Source organism: Nonomuraea solani, assembly GCF_900108335.1.
GTDB lineage: Bacteria > Actinomycetota > Actinomycetes > Streptosporangiales > Streptosporangiaceae > Nonomuraea > Nonomuraea solani.
This window is the reverse complement of record NZ_FNVT01000013.1, coordinates 196,583-211,706: the sequence shown is the minus strand read 5'-3', so window position 1 is coordinate 211,706 and position 15,124 is coordinate 196,583. Positions and strand designations below refer to the sequence as shown.

The 15,124-nt window shown below is 71.3% G+C and carries 13 protein-coding genes; 5 read left to right on the top strand and 8 right to left on the bottom strand.

Translation table 11 applies throughout. The annotated features are described in order from the left end of the window. Positions 1–56 precede the first annotated feature (56 nt). Together C4V41_RS37785 and C4V41_RS37780 are read left to right on the top strand one after the other, a co-directional pair. A complete protein-coding gene (locus C4V41_RS37785; protein ID WP_103960797.1) occupies positions 57–770 on the top strand; it encodes a cytidylyltransferase domain-containing protein in 714 nt (237 codons plus the stop codon). Beyond that, positions 767–1,756 carry a PseG/SpsG family protein gene (locus tag C4V41_RS37780; RefSeq protein ID WP_103960796.1) on the top strand — a complete coding sequence of 330 codons (990 nt, stop codon included), beginning with the start codon at positions 767–769 and terminating at the stop codon, positions 1,754–1,756. Before C4V41_RS37785 ends, C4V41_RS37780 begins: the two co-directional genes overlap by 4 nt. Here C4V41_RS37780 and pseI read toward each other — a convergent pair. Both pseI and C4V41_RS37770 read right to left on the bottom strand, forming a co-directional pair. After that, a complete protein-coding gene (gene pseI / locus C4V41_RS37775; protein ID WP_103960795.1) occupies positions 1,753–2,796 on the bottom strand; it encodes a pseudaminic acid synthase in 1,044 nt (347 codons plus the stop codon). The two genes, C4V41_RS37780 and pseI, sit on opposite strands and share 4 nt — an antisense overlap. After that, complete coding sequence (locus tag C4V41_RS37770) at positions 2,793–3,314, bottom strand: GNAT family N-acetyltransferase (RefSeq protein ID WP_103960794.1); 522 nt, start codon at positions 3,312–3,314, stop codon at positions 2,793–2,795. The genes pseI and C4V41_RS37770 overlap by 4 nt, the downstream gene beginning before the upstream one ends. 124 nt (positions 3,315–3,438) lie before the next feature. On the opposite strand from C4V41_RS37770, the gene C4V41_RS37765 reads away from it, so the two are divergent. Genes C4V41_RS37765 through C4V41_RS37755 form a run of 3 tightly spaced genes read left to right on the top strand, consistent with a single transcriptional unit; the run spans position 3,439 to position 6,810 of the window. Continuing rightward, positions 3,439–4,884, top strand: a complete 1,446-nt coding sequence (locus C4V41_RS37765; RefSeq protein ID WP_103960793.1) for a glycosyltransferase family 2 protein — start codon at positions 3,439–3,441, stop codon at positions 4,882–4,884. 48 nt (positions 4,885–4,932) lie between these two features. After that, positions 4,933–5,751, top strand: a complete 819-nt coding sequence (locus C4V41_RS37760; RefSeq protein ID WP_235030630.1) for a CDP-alcohol phosphatidyltransferase family protein — start codon at positions 4,933–4,935, stop codon at positions 5,749–5,751. Positions 5,752–5,772: 21 nt separating this feature from the next. Further along, positions 5,773–6,810 carry a sulfotransferase family protein gene (locus tag C4V41_RS37755; protein ID WP_103960792.1) on the top strand — a complete coding sequence of 346 codons (1,038 nt, stop codon included), beginning with the start codon at positions 5,773–5,775 and terminating at the stop codon, positions 6,808–6,810. Here the strand turns inward: C4V41_RS37755 and C4V41_RS37750 are convergent. From C4V41_RS37750 to C4V41_RS37725, 6 genes are all read right to left on the bottom strand, one after another. After that, positions 6,807–7,871, bottom strand: coding sequence for a glycosyltransferase (locus C4V41_RS37750; RefSeq protein ID WP_103960791.1), 1,065 nt, complete (start codon positions 7,869–7,871; stop codon positions 6,807–6,809). The genes C4V41_RS37755 and C4V41_RS37750 overlap by 4 nt on opposite strands. Beyond that, a complete protein-coding gene (locus C4V41_RS37745; protein WP_103960790.1) occupies positions 7,868–10,501 on the bottom strand; it encodes a bifunctional glycosyltransferase/CDP-glycerol:glycerophosphate glycerophosphotransferase in 2,634 nt (877 codons plus the stop codon). Before C4V41_RS37745 ends, C4V41_RS37750 begins: the two co-directional genes overlap by 4 nt. Before the next feature lie 93 nt (positions 10,502–10,594). Beyond that, on the bottom strand, positions 10,595–11,347 hold the full coding sequence (locus C4V41_RS37740; protein WP_200824486.1) for an SRPBCC family protein: 753 nt from the start codon (positions 11,345–11,347) through the stop codon (positions 10,595–10,597). A 77-nt stretch (positions 11,348–11,424) separates the two neighbouring features. Continuing rightward, positions 11,425–12,279 (bottom strand): FAD binding domain-containing protein, encoded by an 855-nt coding sequence (locus C4V41_RS37735; protein WP_103960789.1) that lies wholly within the window; start codon positions 12,277–12,279, stop codon positions 11,425–11,427. Continuing rightward, entirely contained in the window at positions 12,276–14,609 is a 2,334-nt protein-coding gene (locus tag C4V41_RS37730; RefSeq protein WP_103960788.1) for a xanthine dehydrogenase family protein molybdopterin-binding subunit, read from the bottom strand. Before C4V41_RS37730 ends, C4V41_RS37735 begins: the two co-directional genes overlap by 4 nt. Then, positions 14,606–15,088: a (2Fe-2S)-binding protein gene (locus C4V41_RS37725; protein WP_103960787.1), complete on the bottom strand. Its 483-nt coding sequence runs from the start codon at positions 15,086–15,088 to the stop codon at positions 14,606–14,608. The genes C4V41_RS37730 and C4V41_RS37725 overlap by 4 nt, the downstream gene beginning before the upstream one ends. Positions 15,089–15,124 lie beyond the last annotated feature (36 nt).

The window sequence follows — 15,124 nt, the reverse complement described above, 5'->3', positions numbered from 1 at the left end:
TCGAACGACAACGCAGAGTCACACGGGGGAATGGGGCTTCGGTGCGGATTGTCGGAATGATTCAGGCCCGTATGGGCTCAAGCCGTTTGCCGGGAAAGGTGCTGCGCGAGCTGGGCGGGCGTTCTGTTCTGGGTTGGGTGGTCCGGGCGGCTCGCGAAGCGGGGGCGCTGGACGATCTCGTCGTCGCGACCACGACCGAGGCGGCCGACGACGCGGTGGTCGCCGAGTGCCGCCGGCTCGGGGTGGCCTGGCATCGGGGGCCCGTGGACGACGTGCTGACCAGGTTCGTGCAGGCGCTGTCGGGGCGGCGGTGGGACGCCGTGATGCGGTTCACGGCCGACTGCCCGCTGCTGGATCCCGCCGTGATCAGGGAGGCGGCGCTGGTCTTCCGTGCCGTGCCGGGGCTCGACTACCTGAGCACGAGCCTGGCCGGCACACTCCCGCGCGGCCTCGACGTCGAGATCGCGGGCTGGACGGCGCTGCGGCGGGCCGACGAGGAGGCCACCGCCCACCACCGCACGCACGTGACCTCCTACGTCTACACGCATCCCGGTGACGCGCGGCTGCTCGGGCTGGCCTACCGGCCCGTCGCCGACGACCTGCGGGTCACGCTCGACACCGAGGACGACTGGCGGCTCATCTCCACGGTCGTGGACGAGCTGGGCGACCGGTGCCTGCCGGTCAGGACGCTGGTGGGCTGGCTGCGCGAGCGGCCCGAGGTGTGCGGGCTCAACGCCCACGTGCGGCAGAAGGATCTGCAGGACGCGTGACGGACGACGTACACCCGGGCCGCAGTGCCGTCCGGGTCGGTTTCCGGTGCGATGCCGGGGTCACGTGCGGAGTCGGTCATCTGGTGCGGTGCGTGGCGCTGGCGGAGGAACTGGACGCCCGGGGCATCGAGGTGGTCTTCCTGGGTGAGGTGTGCGGCTCGGAATGGGCGCGGGCACAACTTCGCGAACGCGGGTACGCGCTGGTCCCGGCCCCGCCGGAGCCCGCCGCGCTGGCCGTCCTGGCCGGCCGGCTGGGGCTCGGCGCGGTCGTGCTCGACTCCTACCACCTGCCGCCTGAGACGGGGGCGACGCTTCGGGCGGCCGGCCTGACGGTGCTGGCGATCGTGGACGGCGACCCCCTGGGCCAGGAGGCCGACCTCTACCTGGACCAGAACCTCGGCGCCGACCAGCGGCCCTTCCACCGGAGTCGCGAGCGGCTGGCCGGCGCCCGGTACGTGCTGCTGCGCGACAGCGTGCGGCGGCGCGGGCGGGCGCCGTCCGACGAGCCGGTGCCGCACGTGCTGTGCTTCTTCGGCGGCACCGACGGCGCCGGCGTCGCCCCGGCCTGGGCGCGGGCGCTGCGGGAGACCGGGCGGCCGTTCCGGGGCACGGTCATCAGTCCGGTGCCGTTCGAGGCGGGTGATCCCATCACGGTCATCCCGCCGACGGACCGGCTGCCCGAGCTCATGGCCGGAGCCGACCTCGTGGTCACCGCCGCCGGCTCGGCCATCTGGGAGCTGCTCTACCTCGGCGTGCCCACGGCGCTGAGCTGGGTGGCGGACAACCAGCTCATCGGCTACGAGGAGCTGGTCGGCCGGGGGGTGGCGGCCGGGCTCGGGCGCGCGGCGGACGCGGCGGCCGTCGGCGTGCTGGCCCGCCTGCTCGCCGACCCCGCCGCCCGCGAGGAGCAAGGCGGCCGCGGCCGCGGCCTGGTGGACGGCCGCGGCCGGGAACGCGTCGCCGACGCCCTCCTGGCGATCGTCTAGATCAGGTCCCAGCTCAGCGGGGTGCCGAGCGGCACGTCGCGGGCGAAGCGCCGCCCCATCACCTCTCCGGCGGCGTCCGGCGGCAGCCCGCCCGCGGGCCTGATCGACCGGACGTTGCCCGGCGTCACCTGCTCGCCCGCGCGCACGTCGCGCACGACGTACAGAGATCGGCGGAACCGCAGCCCCTCACGCTCGGACGGACGCGGCCCGATCACCGGGTTGCCCAGCGCCCGCCAGGCCCGCTCGCTCTCCACCACCAGCGCCGCCAGCTCGGCGGGCTCCAGCGAGAAGGCCGCGTCCACCCCGCCGTCGGCCCGCGACATGGTGACGTGCTTCTCGATCACGCAGGCCCCCAGCGCCACCCCCGCCAGCGCGGCCCCGATGCCCGGCGTGTGGTCGGACAACCCCACGACCTCACCCGTGAGCGCCGCCAGCAGCGGCAGCGCGCGCAGGTTGCTCTCGGAGGGCTCGGCGGGGTAGGAGGCCGTGCACGACAGCACGGCCAGCCGGGTGCAGCCCGCCTCGCGGGCGGCCGACACCGCGGCGTCGATCTCGCCGGTCGAGGCCATGCCCGTGGAGATGATCAGCGGCTTGCCGGTGGCGGCCGCGAGCCGGATCAGCGGCAGGTCCACGATCTCCGAAGAGGCGATCTTGTACGCCGGCACCTCCAGCTTCTCCAGCAGCTCCACGGCCGTCGGGTCGAACGGCGCGGAGAACGCGATCAGCCCCCGATCGCGCGCCCGCGCGAAGATCGGCTCGTGCCACTCCCACGGCGTGTGGGCCCGCTCGAACAACCGGTAAAGGTTCTCCCCGCCCCACAACTCGTGCGATTCGCCCAGCCGGAACGCGGGCCCGTCACAGTCCACGGTCAGCGTGTCGGCCCGGTAGGTCTGCAGCTTCAGCGCGTGCGCCCCGGCCGCCGCCACCGCGTCCACGATGGCCAGCGCCCGCTCCAGGCTCCCGTTGTGGTTGCCGGACAGCTCGGCGACGACGAACGGCGGATGAGCGGGCCCGATCGCCCGCCCCGCGATGGAGATCATGCCTCTTCCTTCCTGAGTTCGAGCGCCACGACGTCGCGCGGCTCCCCGTCCACGTCCCGCTGGTATTCGCCCACCTCGGCGAACCCGAACCGCCGGTGCAGCCGTCTGACCGGCTCGTTGTCGGCCAGCACCTCACCCCGCAGCGTCGTCATCCCGAGCGGCCCGAAGGCGTGCTCGATGGCCGCCCGCTCCAGCCCGATCCAGGCCCGCAGCAGCGCCCCCGAGCGCTCCAGGCCGTCGAGGTCGAGGTAGAAGCCCCAGTAGACGCTCTTGGGCGCCAGGCCCGCGTAGGTCACCACGCCCGCGGCGGCCCCGTCGTGGTGGTAGATCAGCACGTGCCGGGTCGCGTCGGCGCGGGCGGCGGCCCACCAGCGGGCGTGCTCCTCCTCCGTGATCTCGTGCGTGGTGAAGCTGGCGGCACGGACGCGCGGGTGGTTACGCCATCGGCGCATAACCGGCAGATCTTCGTCCTGGACCCTTCTCAGCACCGCTCCCCCTACTATTCGTGCTCGATCCATTGCACAACGTAGCGGATTACGCGTCCGGTAAAGAGCTCATCAGGGACAGCCATCGAACCCGGAATCCAACCGGCGGGCCGGGCATGCTGCCCTCGATGCCATTCCAACCAAGGAGCCATTCGGCATGATCCCCCTGCTCAGCGTCGTCGTCCCGGTTTACAACGTGGAGCCCTATCTCACCGAGTGCCTGAAGTCGCTGGCCGCGCAGACCCTGGAGGACCTGGAGGTGATCATGGTCGACGACGGCTCGATGGACGGCAGCCGGCGGATCGCCAGAGATTTCGCCGCCATGGACGACCGTTTCGTCCTGCTCGGGCAGTCGAACCAGGGGCCGGGGCCGGCGCGGAACGAAGGGATCGGGCAGGCCCGCGGCACCTACCTGGCCTTCGCGGACGGGGATGACGTCGTGCCGCCCGAGGCGTACGAGCTGCTCGTCGGCAAACTCGCGGAGACCGGCTCCGACCTGGCGTGCGGCGCCGTGGCGCGGCTCGTGGACGGCGAGCTGGAGGAGTCCGTCCTGCACGAGAAGGTCTTCAGGCGACCCGAGCTGTGCACCCACATCACGGACAAGCAGGTCCTGGTCAGAGACCGTACGGTGTGGAACAAGGTCTACCGGCGCGACTTCTGGGAGCGCGCCGGGCTGATGTTCCCCGCCGGCATCTACGAGGACGTGCCCGTCGCCATGCAGGCGCACGTGCTGGCCACCAGCGTGGACATGCTCGGCGACGTCGTCTACCACTGGCGCAAGCGCGACGACGCGGGGGAGACCTCGATCACCCAGCGCCGGGCCGAGCTCGCCAACCTGAACGAGCGCCTGACGGCCATCCGCGCCGTCCGGGCCTTCTTCGACGAGCGCGCGCCCGAACTGCTCGACGGCTTCGACGCGCTCGTGCTGGAGAAGGACATCGTGTTCCTGTTCCAGGCGCTGGAGCGGGCCGAGGAGTGCGCGGAGCTGCTGGAGCTGAGCGGCGCCTGGCTCGCCGAGCTGGGCCCGCACGCGCTGGCCACCGCGCCGTCGCTGCGCCGCCTGGAGCTGCACCTGCTCAGGCGCGGCCTGGTCGCGGAGCTGCGCGAGGTGCGCGAGTTCCGGCGCACCCGCGAGGACGGCACCCGGGTGCGCCCGCGCGGCTGGCGTACCACCAACTGGTACGGCGACTACCCCTTCTTCCGCGACCGGCGGCTGCGCATCCCCGACGAGGTGTTCGACGCCCGCGACGAGCTCAAGCTGGTCGCCAGGGTCGAGGAGTGCGAGTGGACCGGCGCCGAATACCGCCTGCGCGGCCACGTCGCCATCCACCGGGTCGACCGCAAGGTCGGCAAGGTGGACCTGTGGCTCAGCGACGGCCGCCGCCGGGTCCCGCTGGAGACCCGGCGCACCGGCCGCCACGGCGTGGTCGCGGCCATCGACCCCGAGCGCCTGGAGGGCGGCGGGCCGAGCTGGCGCCTGCAGGCCCGCGCCGAGACCCGTGGCCTGGTGGTCAAGGGCTGGTGCCGGGACGGCGACGCCAACTCCGCGTGGCGGTTTTCGGTGCCAGGTTGGTCAAGAACCGGCATGGACATCACCCAGTAGTTCCAGACGGTAATCACTCCAGCGCGCAGCGTGGTCATGCTGGGATCCATGAGGACCTATTCGCTGGATGACGTCCACGAGACACGCAAGCGGAGAGACTCCTGGTGGACCGTATATTTCGTGGACCCGGTCGCCTGCCGGGTCGCCCTTCCCATCGCCAACCGCACGCGGCTCACGCCCAACGGGCTCACCGTGTTGTCGCTGGTCCTCGGTGCGGTGTCGGCCGCATGTTTCGCGACGAACCAGCTCGTAGCGGGCGCGTGCGTCTTCTATCTGAGCTTCATGATCGACTGCGTGGACGGCAAAATCGCCAGGCTCAAGGGCACGGGGACGCCCTTCGGCCTCTGGCTCGACTACGTGGGGGACCGGGTCAGGGTGGTCCTGTGTGCCGGGGGGCTGGCATACGGGCAGTACGCCCTGACGGGCGAGGTCGTCTATGTGGTGCTCGGCGCGGCGGTGGCCGTGCTGGACCTGTTCAGGTACGTCAACGCGCCGCAGATGAAGCGCGTGCGCGAAATCATCAGGGAGGAGCGCCAGGAGGACGAGCCCGACCCCCTGGGGCCGGACCCGCTGGAGACGGACCACCAGCCGGTCCGGCGGAGCGGCTTCTCCAGGTTCTTCAGGCGGCTCAACAGGTTTCTGGCCCGTCACCGGGTCCGCTCACACCTGGTCAGCGGCATCGAGTTCCACGCGGCGGTGTTCGTGATCGCGCCTCTTGCGGGGGCATGGGCGCTGATCCCGCTCGCCGCGGCGTCGGGAGCTCTGCTGCTGGCCAACGAGGTCTTCCTTGTCTACCGCCTGTGGATCTTCACGTGCAGGCACGGCGCGGGCTCCGCTCAGGAGAGCCGAGAGCACGTTCTCGTCTAAAATTTCGGGGGATAGTACAAAATGTCAGACCGGCCAGTCTTCGTCATCGGATGCCCGCGGTCCGGCACCACGATGCTCCAGCTCATGCTCCACTCGCACCCGCGCATGGCGGTGCCACCGGAGACGCGCTTCCTCGTTCCCGCTTATTACCGCCGTCGCACGTGGGGCGACCTGCGGCTCGACCAGCGCCGCCGGGCCCTGGCCGAGTGGATCGCGACCGACCGCAGCACGAAGTTCCGCGAGCTGAAGATCGACAAGGACGAGTTCGTCCGGGAGGCCATGGCGGGCCCGGGCTCGCTCGGCTCGGTGATCGGCACGGCCTTCCGCATGTACGCCGACCGCTTCGACAAGGCCCGCTGGGGCGACAAGCGGCCCAGCTACGTCAAGCAGGTCGACCTGCTGCTCCGGCTGTTCCCCGACGCCCAGTTCATCCACCTCATCAGGGACGGCCGCGACTGCGTGGCCTCGCTGAAGGAGATGCCCTGGTACACGCTGGACTCCTTCCACGCCGTCTCCACCTGGGCCGAGGCCATCGACGCGGGCGGCCGGCTGAAGCGCACGCTGGCCGCGGACACCTACTACGAGCTGCGCTACGAGGACCTCACCGACGACCCGATGACCGAGCTGAAGAAGCTCTGCCACTTCCTCGACGAGGAGTTCTCGCCGTCGATGGTCTCCCCGCGCGAGGCGGCCAGCGTGGCGGTGCCCCAGCACAAGGTCTGGCACAGCAACACCCACCGCGAGGTCACCCGCAGCCGCGTCGGGAGCTGGGCGAACCGCCTGGACGACTGGGAGATCGCGCTGTGCGAGCACATGCTCGGCGACCGCCTGGAGTCCATGGGCTACGAGCTGACCGGCGCGCCCAAGCCGACCAAGGAGCACGTGATCGCGGCCCAGAAGACCATGCAGAAGCGCAAGGCCAGCCGCATGCGCAAGGGCATGCGCGACCGGCTGAACCGGCTGCGCGAGCCCAGCCCCGTCGCGGCACTGCTGACCTCACGTCAGCGCTCGCTCGCCGGGGTGCCGCAGCAGCGCGCGGAGCTGACCGAACCGGTCTAGCGCTCGATGTGGGCGAACATCGACTCCCAGCGGTCCAGCACGTGGTCGAGGCGGAACGCCTCGGCCCGTGCGCGGGCGTCGGCCCCGAGGCGCCGCCGTTCCTCCTCGTCCCCGGCGAGCCGGCCCAGCTCGGCGGCGAAGGCGTCCACGTCGCCCGGCGGCACCAGGACGGGCCCGGCCGACCGCACACCCCCCGACACGTCGAACGCCACCGACGGCACCCCGTGCGCCCCCGACTCCAGCAGCACCACCGGCAGGCCCTCGTGCTCGCTGGTCAGCCCCAGGACCGAGGCGCCCAGGTATTCGGCGGACATCCGCTCGCTCGGCACCAGCCCCCTGAACACCACCCGGTCACCGACACCCTCCCGGTCCGCGTGCGCGCGCAGCCGCGCCAGCTCGGCGCCCTCGCCGATCAGGTGCAGCTCCCACGGCGGCGGCGCCCCCGAGCGGGCGAACGCGCTGATCAGCCGGTCGAACCGCTTGACCCCTTCCAGCCGGCCCACGCCGAGCACGCGGGGCGTGTCGAGCGAGGACATCTCCTCCGGCCAGGCGGCCAGCGGGTTCGGCAGGGTCCAGGCGTTGGGCAGCAGGGCGTGCTCGGAGAACAGCCAGGCGTCGTCGGCGCTGAGGAAGACCGCCTGGTCGAGCCGGCCGTAGTGGCGCCGGATCGAGGCCAGGTGCCAGCAGCCGCGGGCGTGGTCGTACGAGCCGTGATACTGGCCGACCGGGCGGAACGCGGCCGGCAGCAGCCCCGACAGCCGGGCCACCACGGACGGCGAGGTCATGACCGCGTAGCCCGGCCTGATCGCCCGGAACAGCTCCCGCACCCGCCGGTCGGACCGGCGGCGGGCCAGCCGGCCCTGCGCGCGCACCGGGCTCCGGCTGATGACGTGCCGGTGGTAGTGGGGGCGCTCCACGTACCGGAACGGGGTCGCGGCCTGGTGCAGGCCGATCACGTGCACCTCGTGGCCGCGCCCGGCCAGCCCCTGGGCCAGGGTGTGGGTGACCTGCTGGACGCCGCCGAGCGTGTCGGCGTCGAGGCAGGCGAAGACGACCGTCATCGGGCGGCCCCCTCGAAGAAGTCGGCCACGATCCTGGACGCCGCGTCCCCGTGCTCGTCGGCGCACCACAGGCGGTGGAAGGCCGCGTACCGCTCGGCGTAGGCCTCGTGCACGGCGGGCAGCTCCCGCAGCGCCGTCACCAGCTCCTCGGTCGTCGAGAGGCACGGGCCCGGCGCGATGGCGGGCAGGTCGTGGTAGACGCCGCGCTCGGAGAGCCGGTAGTCGTCCCAGTCGTCGATGAAGAACAGCATCGGCTTGCCGGTGAGCGCGTAGTCGCACATGACGGAGGAGTAGTCCGTCAGGAGCGCGTCGGAGGCCAGCATCAGGTCGTTGATCTCGGGATAGGACCCGGCGGACCGTACGAAGTGCTTCAGGCGTTCGGGCGGGCTGTAGCGCTCGACCGGATGCGTACGCAGGAGCAGCACCCAGTCGTCGGCCAGCTCCTCGGCCAGCAGGTCCAGATCCACCCGGACGGACTTGCCACTACCGATCACCCGATCCCTGTACGTAGGCGCATAAAGCAGGATTTGTCGCCCAGGCGGGATCTCCAGCCGCTCCAGCACGTCCCCCACCGGCTCCGCCCTGATCAGCGCGTCGCACCGCGGCGTCCCGCACCGGTACACCTTGCCCGCGTACCCGTTCGACGGCAGGAACACTCGCGAGAACTCCGCGCTCGGCGACACCAGCGCGTCCCAGCGGGCCACGGCGGTTCGCCACTGCGCCCGCGGCCGGTCGAAGTCGCCGCGCAGGTCGGGCGCGTCGAAGCCGATCGACTTGATCCCCTGCCCGTGCCATGTCTGCAGGTAGCGCGTCCCTCTGGGCTTCGGGTAGTCGAGCGGGAACCCGTGGCTGTCCACCCAGATCCCGGCCCTGGCCATCGTCCAGATGTAGCGCCAGCTACCCCGGCGCACGAGCCGGGCGTCGGACGGGAAGTTCCTGCGGCCCTTGGCCACCGACCAGACCACCTCGATGGGCAGCCGCCGCCGGCGCAGTTCCTCGTAGATGGCGCGCGGGCTGCCGCTGTAGCCCTTGCCGACGTCCGACTCGAACAGCGCGAGGTCGTCGCGCCGGGGCACCACCCTGATCATCAGCTTGTACGCCCGCAGCTTGTTCGCCGGCGTGTTGAACCGCTTCATCAGCCGCCGCCTCGCCCGCGCCCACAAGGACCGGGCCCGGAAGTCCGGACGAACGCACAGATAAGCCGCGTACCCCTCGGCCTTGAGCGTGCAGCCGGGCAGCTCGATGGGCTCGGTGTGCGGGTCCACCAGGAGCCGGTCGGTCGTGGTGTGCCCGTCGGAGGTCCTTCTGAAGCCGATGCGCGGGTCGCACCTGCCGGTGGGGGTGAACGTGACGCGGCTGACGTACCCGCCATCGGCCGACGGCTCCGGCTCGATGGGGATCCGCTCCCTGCCGAGCTGCAGGAACGCCGTCCAGTCGGGCGGCAGCACGCCGAACGGGTCGTAGCTGCGCACGGCCATGCGCACCCGGTCGCCGTCCGAGGACAGCTCGCTCACCTCGTGGCGCAGGCGGGAGGCCGTGTAGGGCAGCTCGGCCAGCCGCAGCCGGGTGATGTCCAGGCCGGGGGCGGCCGAGGTGCCCCAGTACGTCCGCCCGCCGAGCTGCACCGCCGCCCGTGGCGCGGCCCGCGCCCCGGTCAGCGAGCCCGCCGCCATCCGCAGGTCCTCGATCCGGTCGGCCAGGATGAGCTCGCAGCAGACCCGGTCCATCGGATCGACCCGGTCGAGCACCTCGCCGGGCATCTCCGCGAGATACGGCCGCACCACCGACGCGAACTCCTTGACCCACACCAGGTCGCGCAGCGGCAGCGGGTTCAGGTAGACCCGCAGGTCCTGCCGGACGAACCGGTACTGCCGGTGCGGCACCAGGTCCGCGGCGTCGTGGCAGCGCAGGATGTCGTCGCTCAGCCGGGCCGCGATCACCCGCTGCCGCACGTTCTCCAGGTCGTCGATGCTCAGCGAGATCGAGTCGTTCGTGCGCGCGCGGTGCCAGTGGTAGACCGTCCACGGCACGATCGCGAACCTGTGCGCGACGGCGTACAGCTCGGCGGAGAACACGTGGTCCTCGTAGTGGATGTCCTCAGGGAAGCGCAGCGCCTTGTCCCGCAGCCAGCCCGCGTCGTAGAGCTTGTTGGTGCTGAAGCAGTCGAGGAACAGCTCGGGCTCCCGCCGGATGCCCTCGACCGTCCGCCGCCGGGCGAACAGCGACGGATAGTACGGCTGCAGCCGCCCGTCCGACTCGAACAGCCGCGAGATCTGCCCCGAAACGAAGTCCGCCCCGGTCCGCTCGATCTCGGTGAGCAGGCTCTTGCACGCGTGCCTGGGCAGCTCGTCGTCACTGTCCAGGAACATGACGTACGGCGCCGCCGCCGCGTCGATCCCGTCGTTGCGCGGCGCCCCGCAGCCCCCGCTGTTGTCCTCCCTGCGCAGGTAGCGCACCCGCGGATCGATGTCCATGAGCCGCCGCGCCACCCGCGGCGTGTCATCCGTGCTGGCGTCGTCGGCGATGATCACTTCCAGGTCGCGCAGCGACTGCCGGAGCACGGAACGCACGGCTCTGGGCAGGCGGGCCGCGTCGTTATACGTGATGACGACAACGGTGCAGTCCGGCATCCCAAGTCCCCCCGATAGACCTACACCCGGCGGGAATGGCACTTCCCCCAGCTAGGGGGAAGTGTCCGGACTTGATGGAGTATTTGCCTAAAATCAGCGCATAAGGCGACGAATCACCCAGATGATGACCGCCAGGGCCACGGCCGCGCCCGCGATGGGCAGCAACCGCTTCAGCAGCGGCTGCCCGGCGATCTCCAGCAGGTCGAGAGCCTCCTCGTCAGGTGTGCGCGAGGTGCGCAGCGTGCCCGCGGGCCGCACGTCCTGCTCACCCGCCGGCACCGCGCTCAGATGCCGCTCCTCCTCCTGCTGCGAGGCCGACTGCGAGGCCGACTGCGAGGCCGACTGCTGGGTCGACTGCGAGGCCGGCTGCGGGGCCGGCGCCACGGGCTCGACCGTGGGCTCGGACAGCAGCCTGGCCAGATTTTCGGCGAACCTGTCGATGAGCTTGCCACCGACCTCGGCCATCACGCCGCGCCCGAACTGCGCCGGGCGGCCGGTCACGTTGAACGTCGTCTCCACGGTCACCGCCGTGGCCTCCTCGCGCGGCTCCAGCCGTGCCTTGACCGTGGCGGCGGCGGTGCCCGAGCCCCTGGCCTCCTTGCCCGAGGCCTGGATGGTGAGCGTGTAGGAGTCCTTGTCCACGTCCTCGAACTTGGCCGAGCCCCGGTAGGTCACCGTGATCGGGCCGACCTTGACCTTCATCCTGCCGGTGAACTCGTCGCCTTCGAAGATGTCCAGCGTCGCCCCGGGCAGGCAGGGCGCGACCCGTTCGACGTCGAGCAACACGGCCCACGCCTGCTCGATCGGAACGGGAACTGTGAACTCGTGCTCGAACCGCATCGCCATCGATCCGCTCCTTCCACCGATTCCTGTGACCCTACGTCGGGGCGGGGGCGCCCTGGAAGAGCGCCCCCGCGACGGGTTCAGGGTGATCCGGCCGCCGTGCGTACCGCGCGGTGGGTCAGGACCCTGGCCAGGTGCCGCCGGTAGTCCTGCTGCGCGTGCAGGTCGGTCGGCGGCGAGGTGTCCGCCGCCGCCTCGTCGCACGCCTGGCGTACCTGGTCGCCCAGCTCCACGCCCTGCAGGGCGTGCTCGGTGGCGCCGGCGCGCAGCGGCGTCGGCGCCATGTTCGTCAGCCCGATCCTGGCCTCGGCGATGGAGCCGTTGGAGCGCTTGACCGCCGCCGCCACGCCGACGATGGCCCACGACTGCGCGGTCCTGTGGAACTTCTCGTAGTGGAAGCCCCAGCCCTGGCCCAGCTTCGGGACCTTCACGCCGACCAGGATCTCGCCCTGACGCAGCGACGACTCCAGGTAGTCGACGAAGAACTCGGCGGCCGGGATCTCCCGCTCGCCCCGCTCCGACCTGGCCACGAACACGCACTCCAGCGCCAGCGCCACCGCGGGCAGGTCACCGGCCGGGTCCGCGTGGGCCAGCGAGCCGCCGAACGTGCCGCGGTGCCGGATCGCCGGATCGGCCACCTGCGTCGCCGTCAGCGCGATGAGCGGGCACTCGGCCCGTACCACGCCCGAGCGCACGACCTCGTCGTGCGTGGCCATCGCGCCGATGAACACGTGGTCGCCGCGGTCGTGCACGCCCTTCAGCTCGGCCAGCCGGCCGACGTCGACCAGCGTGGACGGGTACGCCAGCCGCAGCCGCAGCAGCGGCAGCAACGACTGGCCGCCGGCCAGGACCTTGGCGTCGTCGTCGGCCGCCAGGGTCTGGCAGGCCTCGGCGAGCGTGTCCGGACGCACGTAGTCGAACTGCGCGGGGATCATTGCCGGGCTCCTTCCAGGGCGCGCCAGACGCGTTCGGGCGTGCACGGCATCTGGACGTCGCGGATGCCGAGCGGGCGCAGGGCGTCCACGATGGCGTTCACCACGGCCGGGGTCGAGGCGATCGTGCCCGCCTCGCCGACGCCCTTGACGCCCAGCGGGTTGCTGGTCGCCGGGGACTCGGTCCTGTCGAGCGTGAAGTCCGGCAGGTCCGCGGCCGACGGCAGCAGATAGTCGGCCAGCGTCGTGGTCAGCAGGTTGCCCTCGGCGTCGTAGACGGCCTCCTCGTACAGGGCCTGGGCGATGCCCTGGGCGATGCCGCCGTGGAGCTGGCCGTCCACGATGAGCGGGTTGACGACCTTGCCGATGTCGTCCACCGCCACGTACGAGCGGATCTTGACCATGCCCGTCTCGGTGTCCACCTCGGCCGCGCACAGATGGGTGCCGTGCGGGAACGAGAAGTTCTCCGGGTCGAACGTGGCGTCGGAGTCGAGCCGCGCCTCCACCCCGTCGGGCAGGTCGTGCGCCGTGAAAGCGGCGTTGGCCAGCTCCTGGATGGTCTTCTGCGAATCGGTGCCCCGCACCTTGAACGCCCCCGCCTCGAACTCCAGGTCGTCGGGGGCGCACTCCAGCAGGTGCGCGGCCAGCGTACGCGCCTTGTCCTTGACCTTGTCGCACGCCTTGAGCACCGCGATCCCGCCCACGGCCAGCGAGCGCGAGCCGTAGGTGTCCATGCCCTTCGGCACGACCGCCGTGTCGCCGTGCAGCACCGCGATGTCCTCGAACGGCACGCCGAGCGCGTCGGCCACGATCTGGCTCCAGGCCGTGACGTGTCCCTGCCCGTGCGGCGAGCTGCCCGTGATGACCTCGACCTTGCCCGTCGGCAGCATGCGCACCGCGCCGTGCTCCCAGCCGCCGGCGCCGAAATTACCCGCGCCGAGCAGCCTGGACGGTGCCAGGCCGCACATCTCGGTGTACGTGCTGACGCCGATCCCGAGCTGCACCGGATCGCCCCGGTCCCGCCGGTCGGCCTGCTCGGCCCTGAGCTTGTCGTAGCCGAACAGCGACAGCGCCCGGTCGGTGGCCGCCTCGTAGTTGCCCGAGTCGTAGGTGAGACCCGAGATCGTGGTGAACGGGAACTCCTCGTGCTTGATCCAGTTCCGCTTGCGCACCTCCACCGGGTCCAGCTTGAGCTCGGCGGCCAGCTCGTCCATCACCCGCTCGATGATGAACGTGGCCTCCGGGCGTCCCGCGCCCCGGTAGGCGTCCGTGGGCATCTTGGTGGTGAACACACCCGTGCAGGCGAACTCGTACGCGTCCATCTTGTAGATCGCGTTGCACATCTGCGTGCCCAGCGTCGGTACACCCGGCGTGAGCAGCATCAGGTATGCGCCCATGTCGGCCAGCAGGTCCACCTGCAGGCCGCGCAGGCGCCCGTCGGCGTCGGCGGCCAGCCGGACGTGCTGGAGCTGGTCGCGGCCGTGGTGCACGGTCAGGTTGCCCTCGGAGCGGGATTCGGCCCACTTGACCGGCTTGCCCAGCTTGCGGGCCAGCAGCAGGCAGAGCACCTCCTCGGCGGTGACCTGCAGCTTCGAGCCGAACCCGCCGCCCACATCGGGCGCGACCACCCGCAGTTTCTGCTCGGGGATGCCGGTGACCACGGCCAGCATGACCCGCAGCACGTGCGGGATCTGCGTGGACGACCAGATCGTGAACGTCTCGCCGTCGGTGTCGGCCATCACCGCCCGCGGCTCCATCGCGCTCGGGATCAGCCGCTGCTGCACGTACGTGCGGTCGATCACGACGGCCGCGTCCCTGAACGCCGCCTCGATGTCACCCGAGGTGAACTTCATGCTGTACGCCTTGTTGCCCGCCTCGTGCACCTTCGGGCCGCCTTCGGCGAGCGCCTGGGTCATGTCCAGCACCGCGGGCAGCGGCTCGTAGTCGACCTCGATGGCCTCCAGCGCGTCGGCCGCCCGGTAACGGTCGGTCGCCACCACGCAGGCCACGGCCTCGCCGACGTACCGGACCTCGGAGACCGCCATCGGCGGATGCTCCGGGATCACGATGTCGTCGGTCACCGGCCACGCGCACGGCAGGCTGCCCTGCTCGGCGGCGAAGTCCTGGCCGCTGAACGCCGCCACCACCCCCGGCAGACCGCGCGCCCCCGACACGTCGATCCCGGTGATCCTGGCGTGGGCCATCGGGCTGCGCAGGAACATCACGTGCAGCGTCCCCGGACGGGAGAGGTTGTCCGTCCACTGCGTGCGCCCCGTCAGCAGCCGGGCGTCCTCTTTACGCCTGCGCGGCCGCCCGACTTCCTGAACGGTCATGAGGAGCTCACCGCCTGACCCATCTCCTGCGCGCCCCTGCGTACGGCGCGCACGATGTTGCAGTATCCGGTGCAGCGGCAGAGGTTGCCCTCCAGGCCCTGCCTGATGGTCTCTTCCGACGGCTCGGGGTCGTCTCTGAGCAGGTCTATCGCGGCCATGACCATGCCGGGGGTGCAGTAGCCGCACTGCAGCGCGTGCTCTTCGTGGAAGGCCTGCTGCATCGGGTGCATCGACCCGTTGGCGCCCAGGCCCTCGATCGTGACGACGTCGCAGCCGTCGGCCTGCACGGCGAGGACCGAACAGCTCTTGGCGCTCTTGCCGTCGAGCATGACCGTGCAGGCGCCGCAGTTGCTGGTGTCGCAACCGACGGGTGTGCCGGTCTTGCCCAGGCGTTCTCGTAGCAGATGGATGAGCAGGAGTCGCGGCTCGACATCCTCCTCATACTTGATCCCGTCGACGGTGACGGTGATTCGGGGCATACGTCCTCCCTCAGGAGCAGGGGGAAAGGCGGACAC

Bases quoted from the DNA above. Each gene is read 5' to 3' on its own strand.
- C4V41_RS37730 (WP_103960788.1), bottom strand. From the start codon at position 14,609: ATGACCGTTCAGGAAGTCGGGCGGCCGCGCAGGCGTAAAGAGGACGCC.
- C4V41_RS37770 (WP_103960794.1), bottom strand. From the start codon at position 3,314: ATGGATCGAGCACGAATAGTAGGGGGAGCGGTGCTGAGAAGGGTCCAG.
- C4V41_RS37725 (WP_103960787.1), bottom strand. From the start codon at position 15,088: ATGCCCCGAATCACCGTCACCGTCGACGGGATCAAGTATGAGGAGGAT.
- C4V41_RS37735 (WP_103960789.1), bottom strand. From the start codon at position 12,279: ATGATCCCCGCGCAGTTCGACTACGTGCGTCCGGACACGCTCGCCGAG.
- C4V41_RS37755 (WP_103960792.1), top strand. From the start codon at position 5,773: ATGTCAGACCGGCCAGTCTTCGTCATCGGATGCCCGCGGTCCGGCACC.
- C4V41_RS37765 (WP_103960793.1), top strand. From the start codon at position 3,439: ATGATCCCCCTGCTCAGCGTCGTCGTCCCGGTTTACAACGTGGAGCCC.
- C4V41_RS37750 (WP_103960791.1), bottom strand. From the start codon at position 7,871: ATGACGGTCGTCTTCGCCTGCCTCGACGCCGACACGCTCGGCGGCGTC.
- C4V41_RS37745 (WP_103960790.1), bottom strand. From the start codon at position 10,501: ATGCCGGACTGCACCGTTGTCGTCATCACGTATAACGACGCGGCCCGC.
- C4V41_RS37760 (WP_235030630.1), top strand. From the start codon at position 4,933: ATGAGGACCTATTCGCTGGATGACGTCCACGAGACACGCAAGCGGAGA.
- C4V41_RS37740 (WP_200824486.1), bottom strand. From the start codon at position 11,347: ATGGCGATGCGGTTCGAGCACGAGTTCACAGTTCCCGTTCCGATCGAG.
- pseI (WP_103960795.1), bottom strand. From the start codon at position 2,796: ATGATCTCCATCGCGGGGCGGGCGATCGGGCCCGCTCATCCGCCGTTC.
- C4V41_RS37785 (WP_103960797.1), top strand. From the start codon at position 57: ATGATTCAGGCCCGTATGGGCTCAAGCCGTTTGCCGGGAAAGGTGCTG.